Source organism: Pseudomonas sp. FFUP_PS_473, from assembly GCF_002858665.1.
In the GTDB taxonomy this organism is placed as follows: Bacteria; Pseudomonadota; Gammaproteobacteria; order Pseudomonadales; family Pseudomonadaceae; genus Aquipseudomonas; species Aquipseudomonas defluvii.
The window spans coordinates 1-17,788 of record NZ_PJQQ01000002.1; the positions used below are offsets into that span (position 1 = coordinate 1).

Sequence of the window (17,788 nt, forward strand, 5' to 3'; positions counted from 1 at the left end):
CTGTTTGCCCCCACGCTCGCTGAAAGAGCAATTTTGCCAACGGCATTGGGAGGCAGCTACTTTTTCAACAGAATCGGCCGGCAGCAGCCCGTCGTTGCCTGATGGATCCAACCCCTCCGCTGCTATAGTGCAGTCGGCTTCTGACGTTCAGTGCAGCCGTCTTCTGAAAACGACACCACGAGCGGCCCATGCCCGAGCGGCTGGACGTAGCCGGGCAGATGTTCGACCGGGAGCAGTTCGAGGGTTCCGGCCATCCCCTGCCCTTGCGGGCAGAGATGGAGCGGGACGGGCAGTGGGCGCGGGCGCAGTTGCAGGCCCGCGACCGGGCCGAAATCGCCCTGCCGCTGGAATTGCCCATTTGGGTTACAAAAACGCCGCTGACCGAGGGCAAGGCGTGATCCTGTCGCCCGTCTGCGGGCATTTGTTTGTGTTTCATCGTAGCCCTGCCGACTGTTCAGAAAACGGTCGTTTCCTTGCGCTAGACGCATGTCTCTTGCCTAGCAAGGCCTGGGCTGCATATGTAGACTCCAGGTCGCTGCACAAAAAAGCATGCATTAAGGGACTATCCATGAGCACAAAGGAACGAATCAGTATGAGCAAGAGCCTGATTGCCGCAGCAGTCATAGCCGCTGGCCTTATCGCCAGCGCTGGGCAGGCGTCCGCCGCAGCGACCTACTCTGGCAATGCCGCTCCAGCTTTGCTGGTGATTCAGGATGAAGAGGTCTTACGGGATCTCACCGGCAAGATCGGGAGCAGCACCGAGCAGCGCGTAAAAGCAGGCCAAATTGGCTACTTCGCCAATCCCTCAGCCGAGTTTGTTGCCAGCGTATGGTTCCAACAGTCGTTGAAACATGCCGGCACCGACTACCACGTTGCTTTCGTCAAGCTACGCGAAATTGACCCGCAAACTGGCGAGCCCTACGAGGCCCATGCCGCTAGAGCATCAGTCAGCGCAATCACCTACAAGAAGGTCGGCTACGACTGGGAAATCGTATCGCGTCAAAGCAGCCCATTCACAGAGGCAGGAACCTGGGGTGACGCTACAGTACCTGAGAAGGTCGGCCAACTGGAGTTGAGCAACACCAGCACTGCCCTGTTGGTTCCTACCTTCGAGAGCGGTCAAGGAACAGCTTACGAGGGCGAGCAAATCATCGCCTTCGACGGTGTGCATTGGACATCACTAGGGATTATCAATACTAGCGGCAACAATGAGGGGGCCTGTGACGATACCATCCCTGACATGCCAGCCTGCTGGTCTTACACCGGAACAATTCATGTAGCCCCAAGCAAAAACGCCAGAATGCCTGACCTTCTGGTTGTGCGCACGGGGACCGATTACTCGGGGTATGGCAGTAAGCCAGCGCCAACAGAAAACGTCGTCTACAGGCTCAAGGACGGCGCTTACACCTCGCTCTCAGAATAGCAGCACCGACCGCAGGCTCACGATCTCATCCATAGCTTTGAACTGGCCAGGGCAAGGGATCAGTGAGCCATTTGATTCCGTTACAAACTCAACCGACCAGTTAACCACTACGGGAAATTAATTGAGAATTTCATTAATCGCAGCACAGTCAGAAAATGGCGTTATTGGTAATGGTCCAGATATCCCATGGTCGGCGAAAGGAGAGCAGCTACTTTTCAAAGCGCTCACATATAATCAGTGGCTTCTTGTTGGAAGAAAAACTTTTGACTCAATGGGTGTTCTTCCTAATCGAAAGTATGCTGTTCTTTCAAAAAATGGAATTTCAGCTCTTCCTGAGAACGTACTAGTGTTTTCGTCCATAGAACATGCATTGCATGAATTACCTAATATAACAGATCATTTATATATTTCTGGCGGTGGTCAAATTTATAATAGTCTTATTGAAATGGCAGACACTATTCATTTATCTATTGTGCACAAGGTAGTAGAGGGCAATGTAAAATTCCCCCAAATACCTTCCAATTACAAGTTGGTATTTGAGCAATTCTATTTCTCAAATATTAATTATACGTATCAAATTTGGCAAAAAGGTTAACAAGTCGTTGCAGCACCAGTCGCTACGCTCCTTGGACAGTTTTTAAGTCGCGGTTTTATGGTTTTGCTGCGCAAAAGTATTCCATAAAACCACAACTTAAAAACTGCCGCTGAACTCGGCGTTAGCACTGATGATCAACGGGCAGTAAGAGCTGGCACTAGCCGCAGCAGATCAAGCCGGCTCATCAACTTGCCGTAGTCCTCAGCCCAGAGGCAGTAGCTCTGGAGATCGCCATCAACAAGCGCGACCAGAGCCTTCTGGTGGTACACGAGGCCAGTCATCATTGGTATGTGCCGGATGACTGGAGTGCCCGGCTTCCCGGTGTAATAGACAGCTTCCTCAAAAGACAGCAGTTCTTTGGCGCTCGGGCTTTTACGATGCTGAGACGCGAGAACAGTGGCATCAATGACACAGCCGTTCTCCAAGGTGATCCAGGCATGGGCATGGATTGGCTTACCCACGGGGCGCCCACCTTTGAAGTCGAGCTGGTAGCCATCCGCCACATCCTGCAAGAGCTGATCCACAGTCACGCCGACATAAAAGCCGTCTACCAGCTCCACATCGCCGACCGTAACGGTATGCCGGACACCCCGCTCAAACAGGACATAGGACAGCTCCCGAGCCACTCGGAAGCACATACCAGGCAGCACGTCAGTGTGCGGAAGGAACTCCGAAAAGTCCTGCGCGATGGCAGAGACCACTGCTGGCAGATCAATGACCAGTGCTGGGTCAATGTCGAGTGGGTAGTTCGACATCCCCCTTGTAAGCGCATTGGTCCGGTCCATAGCCCGCCGAAATGATTCGATGTATTCCTGCATGTCGATGTCGTCGCTCTGTCAGTGCTTGCAGGAAAGGACGATACAGATAGGGCACGCTCCTTGCGAGCGCTCAGCACCGCCAAGAATTCAAACCCATAAGCCCCCTGGCAGACAGCGGTGTAGCAGAAAGCACCCGCACGGTTTGAGGAGGAGTGGCTACCGTGCAAAAATGACCCGACCCCTCAGCCACTCCCCGTGCGGGAGCACCTTGATCGTGCCCCTGAGCAGCCCTCCCTTACTGCTTGTTGGCTCCCCTGCACACCCCTTCAGCAGGGCAATAGTTCATCCTTCCTCAAGCAATAGTTCACCTATCCGGTTTTGCCTGCTCACTCAGTGTTTCTTGCGCAAACTCGCGCAGTAGTCCTGAGCCGGCAACGCTGCAGTAAACCAGACATAATCCGCCATGCCCGGCTCAACCACCTCGCCTACCTGGGCCAGCATCAGCACCTGCGGTGCGTCTTGCACGCCAAGGTCAGCCACGTGCTGCGGCACACCGATATCTTTGCGCACGTGATAGCCGCCCGCGAACAAAAGGCTTGGCGTCGGCGCCGCAAGCAAGCGCTCGGCTATTCGTCGGTCACGCTGCTGCTGCACCGCAAGCATCGCTGGCAATTGCGAGTCTGGCAGCAAGCCACAATGGGAGTCGCGTACCTGCTCAAGTAGCGCCTGACGAACAGCCGTTGATGTCGAACGGTTTCCAGACAACACCGGCGGCTGTCGATAGATCCGTCCCACTTCATCATCGTCAAGATTGGCGGCCAGCAGTACATACGGTTGTCTCAGGGCCTCCTCTACGATCGGCCCATACAGGGTCCAATCCCAACCTTTTTGCCAGCGCAACGCCCCGGGGACATCAGCAGGTAATGATGCTTGCTGGCGCACTACCTCGACCCGCGCCTGCTGCACAGGCTGAAGCATCTCCAGTAGCAGGCTACCTTGGGGGCGGTATTGGCCGAGAGCCTTTAACAACCACAACTGCAGCGCATGATGGTCAGGATTATCGTGTTGCTCTCCCACCAGCACACGGGACGCACCCGCCAAGCGAGCGACCAGTTGCTCAGGGCTCAGTACTCGACCACTGGCCAGCTCACGTATCTGCCCCAGCTGAGCATGCCCCAGCCCCTCAGGGCTCTGCCAGGCCGGCAATGGCGGCAGCGCTACGCGGGTCTGGCAGCCTGACAGGCACAGAAGCAGTGCGAGTACGGCATAACACAGCAGTCGGGGCATCAGCAGTTCTCCTCTCGAGCCAGCATCAGCAGGCGACTGCTGGCCAGCGGCGTCGGCTTTCCTACGGTCAATCTGCACGGTATAAGACGTGCCTCGGGGTTGAACGCTCGTGTCAGTCGAGCCAAGCCCATCATTTTGAGTAAGCCATGCGCATGCACTTCCTTTGCCCGTCCTCCGACCTTCGTGAAGGCCACAGTCGCGGCTTTAGCCTCGACAACACCCACCTGCTCGCCGTTCGCCGGCAGGGTAAGGTCTACCTCTATCGCAACCGCTGCCCCCATCGAGGCATTCCATTAAACTGGCAGGCTGACACGTTTCTCGACAGCAGTGCCCAATTGATCGCCTGCGTGCATCACGGCGCACAGTTTCTGATCGAGTCAGGCGAGTGCGTGGCAGGCCCTTGCGAAGGCGACGCCCTGGAAGCCCTCAACTGCCACGAAGACACCGGGGGCATCTGGCTCACGGATTGATCAGTACTGGCAAGCGACGATCGACTTCAATCTGCTCACCCTCCAGACGCACTCCGTACGCCAGCACTTCCACACCATCCGCAACGGCCTCACGCAGTGCTGCCGCATAAGCAGGGTCGATTTCCTCGGCCGGACGAACCGCATCAACACCACTGAGGTTCACGCAATATAGCTGTACGGCGCGCACACCTTGACGAGCCAATGCGGCGAGCTCACGCAAGTGCTTGGTGCCCCGTTGAGTCACCGAGTCGGGAAACGCTGCAGTAGTCGAATCAGAAAAACCCAATGTCACGCTTTTGACTTCGACATAAGCCGGGCCGCCAGGAAACTCCAGGCGAAAATCCACTCGACTGTTTTCTTCACCGTAAGGCACTTCGCGCCTGAGCGCGCTAAACCCGGCAAGCTCCTTGATCCGCCCAGCATAAAGCGCCTCTTCGACCAGCGCATTGGCGCGCCCCGTATTCACGCACGCCAGCCGCCCCTGAGGCGTTTCGCTGATTTCCCACGTGCCAGGGAGCTTGCGCTTGGGGTCGTTGGAGCGGCTGAACCAGACCTTGCCACCCTCGATCATGCAATTGAGCATTGAGCCGGTGTTGGGGCAGTGGATCGTCAGTTGCTCACCACTGGCCAGTTCTATATCTGCCAGGAAGCGTTTGTAGCGACGCAGCAAGCGCGCTTCCTCAAGTGCCGGTGAAAAGCGCATCAGCCTTGCCAACTCCGCAGGCCACGCTCAATTCGCTCTACAGCCTCCTGCAAGCGCGGCATGCTCTGGGTGTAGGCAAAACGCACATGGTGCCCGGCCTGATAGCGCCCGAAATCCAGCCCCGGGGTAAACGCGACATGCTCGGTTTCCAGGAAATGACGGCAGAAAGCGAACGCATCGCCGCCAAACGTGCTGATATCAGCGTAGAGATAGAAAGCGCCCTGAGGCTCGACTGCGATACCAAACCCCAGCTCACGCAGGGCTGGAAGAAGAAAATCACGTCGCCGACCAAATTCCTCGCGACGCTCTTCCAAAATAGCTAGCGTTGCCGGCTCAAAACACGCCAATGCAGCATGCTGAGCCATACTCGGCGCACTGATGTACAGGTTCTGGGCGAGCTTTTCCAGATCAGCCACGGCTGCGGGAGGTGCGACCAGCCACCCCAGACGCCATCCGGTCATGCCGAAATATTTTGAGAAACTATTCAGGACGAAGGCCTGGTCTTCAACTTCAAGCACGCTCGGCGCGTCCATGCCGTAGGTCAGGCCATGGTAAATTTCGTCTACCACCAGATGCCCGTGACGCTCCCGAACTGCCTGCGCGAGGCTGGCCAGTTGCTCACGGTCGAGCACCGTACCTGTTGGGTTTGCCGGTGAGGCAACCAGTGCACCAACGCTGTCCTGATCCCAGTAACGCTCTACCAGATCAGCGTTCAGTTGGTAGTTGACCTCAGGGCCGACCGGCACCAACTGTGCAGCCCCTTCTACCAGGCGCAGGAAATGCCGATTGCATGGATACCCTGGATCGGCCAGCAACCAGTGCTTACCAGGGTCGACCAGCAAGCTGCTGGCCAGAAGCAGCGCGCCAGAGCCTCCCGGGGTGATCAGGATACGCTGAGGATCAATGCTCAACCCGTAACGCGTGGCATAGAAGCCCGCGATCGCCTCGCGCAATGCCGGGAGGCCACGCGCGGCGGTGTAACGGGTTTCCCCATTGGCGAGCGCCGCCTGCCCCGCCTTGATGATCGGCGCCGCCGTGGTGAAGTCCGGCTCGCCGATTTCCAGATGAATGACGTCATGGCCTGCAGCTTGCAGTTCGTTGGCTCGCGCCAGCAAAGCCATCACATGAAAGGGTTCGATGGCGCGACTACGCGCACTGTAGGGCTGAGCCATTAGCCTTCTCTCAAATGGGGTGTAAACTAAAGATTCTACCCAAGAGCCGGAACTAGCGGGTGGTAAAACCTGCAATCACGGGGAGTAGCATCCCCTGATTCTATCTGGTAAGTTCGGCGGCTCGCAGTCGCAGGGCCGGCGGGCGCCGGAGATGGAGCAGCCTGCGCAATGGATTAGAAGAGTGAGAGGCGGTCAATTCATGCCCACCAACGAAAAGCAACAAAGTAGTCAACTTGTTCGCGGCTTCGAACCCTATAGAGAAACCCAGGGCGAGGAGTACATGGGCAAGCCCATGCGTGCTCACTTCACCGAGCTGCTGAATAAATGGAAGCAGGAGCTCATGGTCAGCGTCGATCAGACCGTGGACCACATGAAAGACGAAGCGGCCAACTTCCCTGACCCGGCCGATCGCGCCAGTCAGGAAGAGGAGTTCGCCCTGGAGCTGCGCAATCGCGACCGCGAGCGCAAGTTGATCAAAAAGATCGACAAGACGCTGCAGCTGATCCAGGACGAAGAATACGGCTGGTGCGAGAACTGCGGCATCGAGATTGGCGTACGCCGCCTGGAAGCCCGCCCTACCGCCGACCTGTGCATCGACTGCAAGACACTGGCGGAAATCAAGGAAAAGCAGGTCGGCAAAGCCTGACCTGAAAAAATGGGGCGCTTATAGCGCCCCATTTCAATTATGGTTGTACGACTTTTCCTGATTACCCGCGCGTTACCATGAACAACCCCAGCTATGTCGGGCGCTTCGCCCCCACCCCCAGCGGTTTTCTTCATTTCGGCTCACTGGTAGCCGCCCTGGCCTCCTACCTGGATGCCCGTGCGGTTGGCGGTCGTTGGCTGCTGCGCATGGAAGACATCGACCCTCCCCGTGAAGCGCCTGGCGCACAGGCAGCTATCCTGCGCACCCTGGAATCATATGGTCTGGAGTGGGATGGCGAGGTGGTTTATCAAAGCCAGCGCCATGATGCCTACGCCGAAACGATCCAACGCCTGTTTCAGCAAGGCCTGGCCTATGCCTGCACCTGCTCGCGCAAACAGCTGGAGCCTTATCATGGAATCTACCCAGGCCTGTGCCGGAACCTTGGCCATGATCAGCACGATGCGGCCATCCGTGTACGCGTGCCAGAGCTTGCCTATCACTTCATTGATCGGGTGCAAGGCCGTTTTGAACAACACCTGGGCCGCGAGTCAGGCGACTTCATTATCCGTCGTCGAGATGGGCTGTATGCCTATCAACTGGCCGTGGTGCTAGACGATGCCTGGCAGGGCGTTACCGACATTGTGCGAGGCGCCGACCTGCTCGACTCAACACCACGCCAACTGTATATTCAGGAGTTACTGGGGTTACGCCAGCCGCGCTACCTGCATGTACCGCTGATTGTGCAACCCGATGGTCATAAGCTGGGCAAATCCTATCGCTCCGCCCCGCTGCCCACAGACCAGGCCACCCCGCTACTGCTACGTGCCCTGCGTGCCCTGGGGCAACCGACCGATCCGGCTCAGGCGTACGCCACCCCGCAAGAGGTGCTGACACATGCTTGCCGGCACTGGAACGTCGACGCAATCCCCAAAAGCATGACCCTGGCCGAGGCAACGCTGCGCTGAAGCCTTGCCGAACGCAAGAAAGCCCAATAGATTCAATTCCTTGGGGCAGAATGCGAAGTCCATTTGCAGCCTTATCGCCATCCGCTACCATCGCCACCGCCGATTTGCGCCAATAATAACTTCAGGCACGCAGCGGTTTAACCAGTGAGGCCCACATGTACATCTATCGTTTGGTCCTGCTTCTGGTCGTGGGGATCTATTTGTTCTCCCCTGCCATCATGGACTGGTGGATCGAACCGACCGGGGCCTGGTATCGCCCGTACCTGCTCTGGCTGATCCTGATCGTCGTGACCTTTATCCTGCAGAGCCAACGTGATGCCGATGAGCTTTAGCCTGACCCAGATGATCCTGATCAGCGCCGCCTACCTGCTGGTGCTGTTCGGCGTGGCCTGGATCAGCGAACGCGGCATGATCCCACGCGCGATCATCCGTCACCCGCTGACCTACACCTTGTCACTGGGTGTTTATGCCAGTGCCTGGGCGTTCTATGGCACGGTCGGGCTTGCCTACCAGTATGGGTACGGTTTCCTGGCCTGCTACCTGGGGGTTTCCGGGGCCTTTCTATTGGCGCCCGTGCTGCTTTACCCGATCCTCAAGATCACCCGCACCTACCAGCTGTCATCCCTGGCCGACCTGATTGCTTTTCGCTTTCGCAGCACCTGGGCCGGCGCGCTGACCACCGTTTTCATGCTGATTGGCGTACTGCCTCTATTGGCGCTGCAAATTCAGGCGGTGGCCGACTCAATCGGCATTCTCAGCGGCGAACCGGTTAAAAACCGGGTGGCACTGGCCTTCTGCGCAATGATCACACTGTTCACCATTTTCTTTGGCTCGCGGCATATCGCGACCCGTGAGAAGCATGAAGGACTGGTGTTCGCCATTGCCTTCGAATCGGTGATCAAACTACTGGCGCTAGGGGGGATTGGCCTCTACGCGCTTTACGGCGTGTTCGGCGGCCCCCACCAACTGGAAGTCTGGTTGCTGCAAAACCAGACAGCCCTCGCTGCATTGCACTCGCCACTACAGGAAGGCCCGTGGAGAACCCTGCTGCTGGTGTTTTTCGCCTCGGCAATCGTCATGCCGCACATGTACCACATGGCCTTTACCGAAAACCTCAATCCGCGCTCACTGGTCAGCGCCAGCTGGGGCTTACCGCTGTTTCTGCTGCTGATGAGCCTGGCGGTTCCCCTGATCCTCTGGGCGGGCCTGAAACTGGGCGCCAGCACCAGCCCGGAATACTTCACCCTGGGCCTGGGCATTGCCGCGAACAACAAGCTATTGGCACTGCTGGCGTACATCGGCGGGCTCTCAGCCGCCAGTGGCCTGATCATCGTGACCACCCTGGCGCTGTCCGGCATGGCCCTGAACCATCTGGTACTGCCGCTATACCAGCCACCAGCCGAAGGTAATATCTACCGCTGGCTGAAATGGACCCGACGGGCACTGATCGTCGCCATCATCAGCGCAGGTTTCGGCTTCTATCTGTTGTTGGGCGCTCAGCAGGACCTGGCCAACCTCGGTATCGTTGCCTTTGTCGCAACACTGCAGTTCCTGCCCGGTGTGCTCTCAGTACTCTACTGGCCAACCGCAAACCGACGTGGCTTCATCGCCGGGTTGCTGGCGGGGATCAGCGTCTGGCTGGTAACCATGCTGCTGCCACTGGTTGGCAATCTGCAGGGCTTTTACATCCCCCTGCTGAACATGATCTATGTACTCGACGACACCAGTTGGCACATGGCAGCCATCGCTTCACTGGCAGCCAACGTCCTGTTGTTCACGCTGATTTCGCTGTTCACCAATGCCAGCCCGGAAGAGGTTGGCGCCGCGGAAGCCTGTGCGGTGGACAACGTGCGCCGGCCGCAGCGTCGCGAACTGCATGCGGCCTCGCCGCAGGAGTTTGCCACCCAACTGGCCAAGCCCCTGGGTGCCAAGGCCGCACAGAAAGAAGTTGAACAGGCACTGCGCGATCTCTACCTGCCCTTTGATGAGCGCCGGCCTTATGCGCTACGCAGGCTGCGTGATCGAATAGAGGCGAACCTGTCTGGCTTGATGGGGCCTAGCGTGGCTCAGGACATGGTCGAGACCTTCCTGCCCTACAAGTCCGGCAGCGAGAACTACGTTACCGAAGACATCCACTTCATCGAGAGTCGCCTGGAAGACTACCACTCGCGACTAACCGGCCTTGCCGCTGAACTCGACGCCCTGCGCCGCTACCATCGCCAAACCCTGCAGGAACTGCCGATGGGCGTCTGCTCGCTGGCCAAGGATCAGGAAATCCTGATGTGGAACCGGGCCATGGAAGAGTTGACTGGCATTGCCGCCAAGCACGTGGTGGGCTCCCGCCTGACAACCATCAGCGAACCTTGGCGCGGCCTTCTGCTGGGCTTCATCAATGTTCCGGATGAACACCTGCACAAACAACGGTTGGCGCTGGATGGCCAGCCGCGCTGGTTGAACCTGCACAAGGCGGCCATCGACGAACCGCTGGCGCCGGGTAACAGTGGCTTGGTACTGCTTGTTGAGGACTTGACCGAAACTCAAGCGCTTGAAGACAAGCTGGTGCACTCCGAACGTTTGGCGAGCATCGGCCGGCTGGCCGCCGGGGTGGCCCATGAGATCGGCAACCCGATTACCGGCATCGCCTGCCTGGCGCAAAACCTGCGGGAAGAACGCGAGGAAGACAGCGAGATCACCGAGCTGAGCAGCCAGATCATTGAACAGACCAAGCGTATTTCACGCATCGTTCAGTCACTGATGAGCTTCGCCCACGCCGGCGGTAGCCAACAGAACAATGAAGAACCCGTATGCCTGGCAGAAGTGGCACAGGATGCAATCGGCTTGCTGGCCTTGAACCGGCGCAATTTTGAAGTACAGTTTTTCAATCTGTGCGACCCGGAGCACTGGGTAGACGGCGACCCCCAGCGGCTCGCCCAGGTATTGATCAATTTACTGTCCAATGCCCGCGACGCCTCGCCACCCGGTGCTGCCGTGCGGGTCAGAAGCGAAGCGAATAAACACACCGTCGACCTGATTGTCGAGGATGAAGGGAGCGGAATCCCAAAGAACATCATGGACCGATTGTTCGAACCGTTCTTCACCACCAAGGATCCGGGTGAAGGGACAGGACTAGGGCTCGCTCTGGTCTATTCCATCGTGGAAGAGCATTATGGACAAATCACCATCGACAGCCCGGCCGATATCGAAAGCCAGCGTGGCACCCGGATCCGAGTGACCCTACCGCGCCATGTCGTAGCGACGTCCGCTGTGAACTGAGACCGTCGAGAGAATTGAATCAATGCCGCATATTCTGATCGTCGAAGACGAAACCATCATCCGCTCAGCCTTGCGTCGCCTGCTCGAACGGAACCAGTACCAGGTCAGTGAAGCCGGCTCGGTACAGGAGGCTCAGGAACGCTTCAGCATTCCGACCTTCGACCTGATCGTCAGCGATCTGCGCTTGCCAGGCGCCCCGGGCACCGAACTGATCAAGCTTGGCCAGGGCACGCCTGTGCTGATCATGACCAGCTACGCCAGCCTGCGTTCTGCGGTCGACTCCATGAAGATGGGGGCGGTCGACTACATCGCCAAACCCTTCGACCATGACGAGATGCTGCAGGCCGTAGCACGCATCCTGCGTGATCGGCAGAGCGCTCCGGCGGTACCGTCCGAACGCGCGAATGGCAAGCCGGCCGCCAGTGACAAGGCCGGCAGTGAAAGTGCCAATGGCGAGATCGGCATCATCGGCTCGTGCCCACCGATGCAAGATCTCTACAGCAAGATCCGTAAAGTTGCGCCCACCGACTCCAACGTGCTGATTCAAGGCGAGTCGGGTACCGGTAAAGAGCTGGTCGCCCGCGCCCTGCACAACCTGTCGCGACGCGCCAAGGCGCCGATGATCTCGGTAAACTGCGCAGCGATTCCGGAAACCCTCATCGAGTCCGAACTCTTCGGCCACGAGAAAGGCGCGTTCACTGGCGCCAGTGCCGGGCGCGCAGGCCTGGTTGAAGCCGCCGATGGCGGCACGCTTTTCCTGGATGAAATTGGCGAGCTGCCGCTGGAAGCCCAGGCTCGCCTGCTGCGTGTCCTGCAGGAAGGCGAAATCCGCCGGGTCGGTTCGGTACAGTCGCAGAAGGTTGATGTGCGCCTGATCGCCGCTACCCACCGCGACCTGAAGAACCTGGCCAAAGTCGGCCAGTTCCGTGAAGACCTTTACTACCGACTGCACGTCATCGCCCTGAAGCTGCCTGCGCTGCGGGAACGGGGTGCCGACGTCAATGAAATTGCCAATGCCTTCCTCGCTCGGCAGAGCGCACGTATCGGCCGCAATGACCTGAGGTTTGCTCACGACGCAGAAATGGCGATACGTCACTACTCCTGGCCAGGTAACGTGCGTGAACTGGAAAACGCCGTGGAGCGTGCCGTCATCCTTTGCGAGAGCCCAGAGATTTCTGCCGACCTGCTGGGTATCGATATCGAGCTGAGCGATCTGGAAGACGACGATGAGAGCTTCGGTGGCCTGCCAGCAGCCGGCACGCAGGCCAACAACAGCCATGAGCCCATGGAAGACCTGTCGCTGGAAGACTACTTCCAGCACTTCGTGCTCGAGCACCAGGACCATATGACCGAAACCGAACTGGCACGCAAGCTGGGGGTCAGCCGCAAGTGCCTGTGGGAACGACGCCAGCGCTTGGGGATACCTCGACGCAAGAGCAGCGCAACCAACGAGGGCTGATACGCTTCAGCTGTCACCGTGCCATTGGGCAGGTAACATAAGATTCACGTGACAGACTGTTACCGCAACATGAAGACGTAACAAAAACCGGGGCTTACGGTAACGAAACCCCGGTTTTTTTTCGGCGCCAAAACGGACCAAAACCGACGTAAGCCCTTGTTTTACTGGGTTTCACAAAAGTTGGCACGGCACCTGCTATATGTTTGGTACAAGAACAATAACAAGCACTGCAAAAGACAATAAAAATAAGACGAATCGGCTCACGCACAATAAGAACAAGACGGCGGAGGCGCAGCTAACTGATTCTTTTGGAGAGGAGTTGTGTTTTGGGGCTTGCCCCACAACCAGGCAGAGAACAACAAAAACTGCACTAAAGCAGCGCCTACACTGGTTGGATCGACAGATCACCGCAACCTCAGCGACCAAAGCAATCCGTTTGCTCTTGGCCCCCGAATAGGGGGACGCTCTACAAGCCTCGGCTTTGTAGACAGGGCACTCAACAAAAACAAGAAGCCCAGAAGAAAAATAAAAAGAGCACGCAACTACATTCCAGGGGAGCTTCGGCTCCCCTTGTAGTTTTCCTACCTACACCCCCTCACGCTGTTGCCTACACCATTCCCAGAGTAAATGCTAGAATCCCCGCCTATCATGCGGCCATTCTTCGTTTATGGCTGAAAATTCCTTCAAACAGTGCATCCCATGCTGAAGAAGCTGTTCCAGTCGTTCCGTCCCCCCGTTCGTGGCCCGCACCACCAGCGCACCACGCCTGAAGTGATTAATAGCAGTCAACATTCGCTGCAACGTGGCCAATTCAGTCGTCATGCGGTGAGCATCGTCGAGCGTCTGCAAAACGCCGGCTACCAGGCCTATCTGGTCGGCGGCTGCGTGCGCGACCAGCTTCTGGGCATTACGCCGAAAGACTTCGACGTCGCCACCAGCGCCACCCCCGAGCAAGTGCGTGCGGAGTTCCGCAACGCCCGAGTCATTGGCCGTCGCTTCAAACTGGTTCACGTCCACTTTGGCCGTGAAATCATTGAAGTCGCGACCTTCCGCGCCAATCACCCCGAAAGCGAAGAGGAAAACAGCCACCAGTCCTCACGCAACGAGAGTGGGCGCATCCTGCGCGATAACGTCTACGGCACATTGGAAGAAGACGCGCAGCGCCGCGACTTCACCATCAATGCGCTGTACTACGATCCGATCAGCGAGCGTATTCTCGATTATGCCAACGGCGTACACGACATTCGTAACCGCTTGATCCGCCTGATTGGCGACCCGACCCAGCGCTACCAGGAAGACCCGGTCCGCATGCTGCGTGCGGTGCGTTTCGCCGCCAAGCTGAACTTCGGCATCGAGAAGCACACCGTCGCCCCGATTCGCCAACTGGCGCCGATGCTGCGTGAGATTCCGTCTGCACGCCTGTTCGAGGAAAGCCTCAAGCTGTTCCTCTCCGGCCAGGCCGCCGATACGTTCGAGATGCTGGTCGACCTGCAACTGTTCGATCCACTGTTCCCGGCCAGCGCCCAGGCACTGGAAGACCATCCGACCTACACCCATACCTTGATCAGCCAAGCGTTGATCAACACGGATCTACGGGTCAAACAAGGCAAGCCGGTAACCCCGGCCTTCCTTTTCGCTGCCATGCTCTGGCCTGCCCTGCCAACACGTGCGCTGCATTTGCAGAGCCGAGGCATGCCGCCTATCCCGGCCATGAACGAAGCGGCGCACGAACTGATCAGCGAACAGTGCCAACGCATCGCAATCCCCAAGCGTTTCACCATGCCCATCCGTGAAATCTGGGACATGCAGGAGCGCCTGCCACGGCGCAGCGGCAAACGTGCCGACCTGTTACTGGACAACCCGCGCTTCCGTGCCGGCTATGACTTCCTGCTGCTGCGCGAAAGTGCGGGCGAGGACACCGATGGTCTTGGCCAATGGTGGACTGACTATCAGGAGTGCAACGAAAGTGAGCGTCGCGACATGATCCGCGAACTCGGCAGCCGCGATGAGGGTGCTGGCGCAGGCCCACGCAAACGCAAGCGCAGTGGCAGCAAACGCAAGCGCGCCGACGGCGCTGCGGGCGAGTAAACATGCCTCGCGTCTATATTGGTCTGGGCAGCAACCTGGACGATCCCCGCCAGCAGCTTGAGAGCGCCCTGCAATCGCTCGAGCAGCTGCCAGCGACTGATCTGGTTGCCGTGTCCAGCTTCTACACCAGCGACTCGCTCTCACCAGGCCAGCCACGCTACACAAATGCCGTGGCGGCACTGGACAGCGCGCTGGAGCCTATTGCCCTGCTCGATGCCCTGCAATCCATAGAAAACGCCCAGGGCCGCGTTCGTAAAGAGCGCTGGGGGGCACGAACCCTTGACCTGGATATCCTGCTCTACGGCGACCAGGTTATCGATGAACCACGGCTCAAGGTGCCGCATTACCACATGCAGGCGCGTCCGTTCGTGCTCTACCCGCTGGCAGAACTGGTACCTGCCGACTTCCTGCTGGCCGACCAGCGCCCGCTCGCCCAACTGCTGGCCGATTGCCCGTTCGTCGGTCTGGAGCGCCTGTAACCGGGCGTTCCCCCACACGGTAACGCCCGTAACAGTGCATTCGTAACAATGCGGTAACAGGGTAATTGACTTAAGCCCCCTCGCTCACGACTATAGGCGTCCCGTGGCGCCCAAGCGCCGCAAAAAGGCGTATATAGGCCTGGAACAGGTCGTATTTCAAACACCACAATCGATGATGTGCTGTTCCAGAAGATGAATACACGCGTTGTACGCAGTCGTTTTTCACAGCGCCTGAACGAGGATTCCTTTTCATGCCAGATGTAACCCTGACCACCCTGCAGAGCCTAAAGCTCAAGGGTGAGAAAATTGCCATGCTGACGTGCTATGACGCAACGTTCGCCCAGGCATGCTGCCGCGCCGGCGTAGAAATACTGCTGGTAGGCGACTCGCTGGGCATGGTCCTGCAGGGCCACGACAGCACCTTGCCCGTCACCAACGCCGAAATGGCCTACCACGTAAGCAGCGTCAAACGTGGTAACGAAGGCGCACTGATTCTGGCCGACCTGCCGTTCATGGCGTATGCCACCACTGAACAGGCGTTCGCCAACAGCGGCGCACTAATGCAGGCCGGCGCCCATATGGTCAAAATCGAAGGCGCAGCCTGGCTGGCTGACACCATTCGTCTGCTGGCCGAACGCGGTGTACCTGTGTGCGCACATATGGGCCTGACACCACAAGCGGTGAACATACTCGGCGGTTACAAGGTCCAGGGTCGCCAGGAAAACCAGGCCCGACAAATGCGTGCCGATGCCATTGCCCTGGAACAAGCCGGCGCCGCGATGCTGCTGCTGGAGTGTGTCCCAAGCGAACTGGCCGCCGAAATCACCCAGGCAGTAAAAATACCCGTCATCGGTATTGGCGCAGGCAGTGCCACCGACGGCCAGGTACTGGTCATGCATGACATGCTCGGCCTATCCCTCAGTGGTCGTGTACCCAAGTTCGTGAAGAACTTCATGGCTGGCCAGAGCGATATTCAGAGCGCCTTGCAGGCGTATGTCAAAGAGGTCAAGGACGTCACTTTCCCAGGCAGCGAACACGGGTTCAGTGCATGAATACAGTCAAAACCGTCCGCGAGCTGCGCGCCGCCGTAGCGCGGGCACGCAGCGAAGGCAAACGCATTGGCTTCGTACCGACCATGGGCAACCTGCACAGCGGGCATGCTGCACTCGTGGCCAAGGCTGCTCAGCGGGTTGATTTCGTGGTTGCCAGCATCTTCGTCAACCCGCTGCAGTTCGGCGCGGGCGAAGACCTCGACAAATACCCTCGCACGCTTGCCGCCGACCAGGAAAAGCTGCTGGAAGCAGGCTGTCATCTATTGTTTGCCCCTTCCGTCGAGGAAATGTATCCCGAGGGCATGGCAGGACAAACCCGTGTTTCTGTTCCACAGCTGTCAGAAGGCCTTTGCGGCGCAAGCCGACCAGGGCACTTTGAAGGTGTAGCCACCGTGGTCAGCAAGTTGTTCAACATGGTTCAGCCAGACCTGGCGGTGTTCGGCCAGAAGGACTTCCAGCAACTGGCCGTGATCCGCGCACTGGTCCGTGATTTGAACATGCCGATCCAGATCATCGGCGAACCCACTGTGCGTGCCCCTGATGGCCTGGCGCTGTCGTCACGCAACGGTTACCTGAACGATGAACAACGCGCCTGTGCACCCGCGCTGTACCGCACCCTGACGCAGATGGCCGAAGCCATCAAACAGGGCTCGTGCGATTTCCAGGCCCTGATTGCCCAGGGCCAGGAGCAACTGCAAAAGGCCGGCTTCCGTCCCGATTACCTTGAAGTTCGCCATGCGATCAGCCTGCGCCCTGCCACCGCTGAAGACCGTGACCTGGTGATCCTGGTCGCTGCGTTTCTAGGCGCAACCCGCTTGATCGACAACCTGCACCTGAATCTCGACGACAAGCCTTAGCGCCATGTTGCCCGGCCCCCTGGGTTCGGGCACACTGCCGCCGCTCGCGGGGCCGGAAGGCTCCGTGTACCCGCGCGAGAACCTGACCAAGGAATCCCACCATGCACGCCATCATGCTCAAGGCCAAACTGCATCGCGCAGAAGTCACCCATGCCGTACTCGACTACGAGGGCTCCTGCGCCATCGACGGGCTCTGGCTGGACCTGGCCGGTATTCGTGAGTACGAACAAATCCAGATCTACAACGTCGACAACGGCGAGCGCTTCACCACCTACGCCATTCGCGGCGAAGAAGGCTCCCGGATGATCTCGGTCAATGGTGCCGCTGCACACAAGGCCAAAGTCGGCGACCGCGTAATCATCTGCGCCTATGCCCATTACAGTGAAGCAGAACTGCACAACTTCAAACCGCGCATGCTATACATGGCGCCAGGGAATGAGCTGAGCCACACCAGCCATGCCATTCCGGTTCAGTTGGACTGAGCCACCGGCTCAGCCAGGCCAACGGCAGGTTCGTGTGCAATCTTTTCAGACGAGCCTGCAAACGGACCGACCTTTTCAG

Annotated in this window: 18 protein-coding genes; 14 read left to right on the plus strand and 4 right to left on the minus strand. The window is 58.4% G+C overall.

Annotation, left to right across the window (positions count from 1 at the left end):
• Positions 1-188: 188 nt before the first annotated feature.
• From CYD26_RS25095 to dfrA, 3 genes are all read left to right on the plus strand, one after another.
• On the plus strand, positions 189-398 hold the full coding sequence (locus CYD26_RS25095; RefSeq protein WP_158240121.1) for a hypothetical protein: 210 nt from the start codon (positions 189-191) through the stop codon (positions 396-398).
• Between the two features lie 194 nt (positions 399-592).
• Positions 593-1,423, plus strand: a complete 831-nt coding sequence (locus CYD26_RS25100; RefSeq protein WP_158240122.1) for a hypothetical protein — start codon at positions 593-595, stop codon at positions 1,421-1,423.
• A 121-nt stretch (positions 1,424-1,544) separates the two neighbouring features.
• A complete protein-coding gene (dfrA, locus tag CYD26_RS01340; RefSeq protein ID WP_102051657.1) occupies positions 1,545-2,018 on the plus strand; it encodes a trimethoprim-resistant dihydrofolate reductase DfrA in 474 nt (157 codons plus the stop codon).
• A gap of 134 nt (positions 2,019-2,152) precedes the next feature.
• On the opposite strand, the gene CYD26_RS01345 is transcribed toward dfrA, so the two are convergent.
• Together CYD26_RS01345 and CYD26_RS01350 are read right to left on the minus strand one after the other, a co-directional pair.
• Positions 2,153-2,836 (minus strand): hypothetical protein, encoded by a 684-nt coding sequence (locus CYD26_RS01345; protein ID WP_130021958.1) that lies wholly within the window; start codon positions 2,834-2,836, stop codon positions 2,153-2,155.
• A gap of 330 nt (positions 2,837-3,166) precedes the next feature.
• Positions 3,167-4,063 (minus strand): ChaN family lipoprotein, encoded by an 897-nt coding sequence (locus tag CYD26_RS01350; protein ID WP_102051658.1) that lies wholly within the window; start codon positions 4,061-4,063, stop codon positions 3,167-3,169.
• A 152-nt stretch (positions 4,064-4,215) separates the two neighbouring features.
• On the opposite strand from CYD26_RS01350, the gene CYD26_RS01355 reads away from it, so the two are divergent.
• Positions 4,216-4,533 (plus strand): Rieske 2Fe-2S domain-containing protein, encoded by a 318-nt coding sequence (locus CYD26_RS01355; protein ID WP_065758301.1) that lies wholly within the window; start codon positions 4,216-4,218, stop codon positions 4,531-4,533.
• Here CYD26_RS01355 and sfsA read toward each other — a convergent pair.
• Entirely contained in the window at positions 4,523-5,236 is a 714-nt protein-coding gene (sfsA, locus tag CYD26_RS01360) for a DNA/RNA nuclease SfsA (protein WP_102051659.1), read from the minus strand. The two genes, CYD26_RS01355 and sfsA, sit on opposite strands and share 11 nt — an antisense overlap.
• Complete coding sequence (locus CYD26_RS01365) at positions 5,236-6,408, minus strand: pyridoxal phosphate-dependent aminotransferase (RefSeq protein ID WP_065758287.1); 1,173 nt, start codon at positions 6,406-6,408, stop codon at positions 5,236-5,238. Before CYD26_RS01365 ends, sfsA begins: the two co-directional genes overlap by 1 nt.
• 199 nt (positions 6,409-6,607) lie before the next feature.
• Between CYD26_RS01365 and dksA the strand changes: the two genes are divergently transcribed.
• From dksA to panD, 10 genes are all read left to right on the plus strand, one after another.
• Positions 6,608-7,054: an RNA polymerase-binding protein DksA gene (gene dksA / locus CYD26_RS01370; protein ID WP_065758286.1), complete on the plus strand. Its 447-nt coding sequence runs from the start codon at positions 6,608-6,610 to the stop codon at positions 7,052-7,054.
• Between the two features lie 77 nt (positions 7,055-7,131).
• Positions 7,132-8,019, plus strand: a complete 888-nt coding sequence (gene gluQRS / locus CYD26_RS01375) for a tRNA glutamyl-Q(34) synthetase GluQRS (RefSeq protein ID WP_102051660.1) — start codon at positions 7,132-7,134, stop codon at positions 8,017-8,019.
• A 155-nt stretch (positions 8,020-8,174) separates the two neighbouring features.
• Positions 8,175-8,351: a hypothetical protein gene (locus CYD26_RS01380; protein ID WP_003250005.1), complete on the plus strand. Its 177-nt coding sequence runs from the start codon at positions 8,175-8,177 to the stop codon at positions 8,349-8,351.
• A complete protein-coding gene (locus CYD26_RS01385) occupies positions 8,335-11,292 on the plus strand; it encodes a sensor histidine kinase (RefSeq protein ID WP_178081681.1) in 2,958 nt (985 codons plus the stop codon). Before CYD26_RS01380 ends, CYD26_RS01385 begins: the two co-directional genes overlap by 17 nt.
• A 22-nt stretch (positions 11,293-11,314) precedes the next feature.
• Complete coding sequence (locus CYD26_RS01390) at positions 11,315-12,751, plus strand: sigma-54 dependent transcriptional regulator (protein ID WP_102051662.1); 1,437 nt, start codon at positions 11,315-11,317, stop codon at positions 12,749-12,751.
• 699 nt (positions 12,752-13,450) lie between these two features.
• A complete protein-coding gene (locus CYD26_RS01395) occupies positions 13,451-14,839 on the plus strand; it encodes a polynucleotide adenylyltransferase PcnB (protein WP_065758282.1) in 1,389 nt (462 codons plus the stop codon).
• Positions 14,840-14,841: 2 nt separating this feature from the next.
• On the plus strand, positions 14,842-15,318 hold the full coding sequence (gene folK / locus CYD26_RS01400; RefSeq protein ID WP_099775815.1) for a 2-amino-4-hydroxy-6-hydroxymethyldihydropteridine diphosphokinase: 477 nt from the start codon (positions 14,842-14,844) through the stop codon (positions 15,316-15,318).
• 251 nt (positions 15,319-15,569) lie between these two features.
• Complete coding sequence (panB, locus tag CYD26_RS01405) at positions 15,570-16,370, plus strand: 3-methyl-2-oxobutanoate hydroxymethyltransferase (protein WP_099775817.1); 801 nt, start codon at positions 15,570-15,572, stop codon at positions 16,368-16,370.
• Complete coding sequence (panC, locus tag CYD26_RS01410) at positions 16,367-17,227, plus strand: pantoate--beta-alanine ligase (protein WP_099775819.1); 861 nt, start codon at positions 16,367-16,369, stop codon at positions 17,225-17,227. Before panB ends, panC begins: the two co-directional genes overlap by 4 nt.
• 101 nt (positions 17,228-17,328) lie before the next feature.
• Positions 17,329-17,709, plus strand: a complete 381-nt coding sequence (gene panD, locus CYD26_RS01415; protein WP_099775821.1) for an aspartate 1-decarboxylase — start codon at positions 17,329-17,331, stop codon at positions 17,707-17,709.
• Positions 17,710-17,788: the final 79 nt, after the last annotated feature.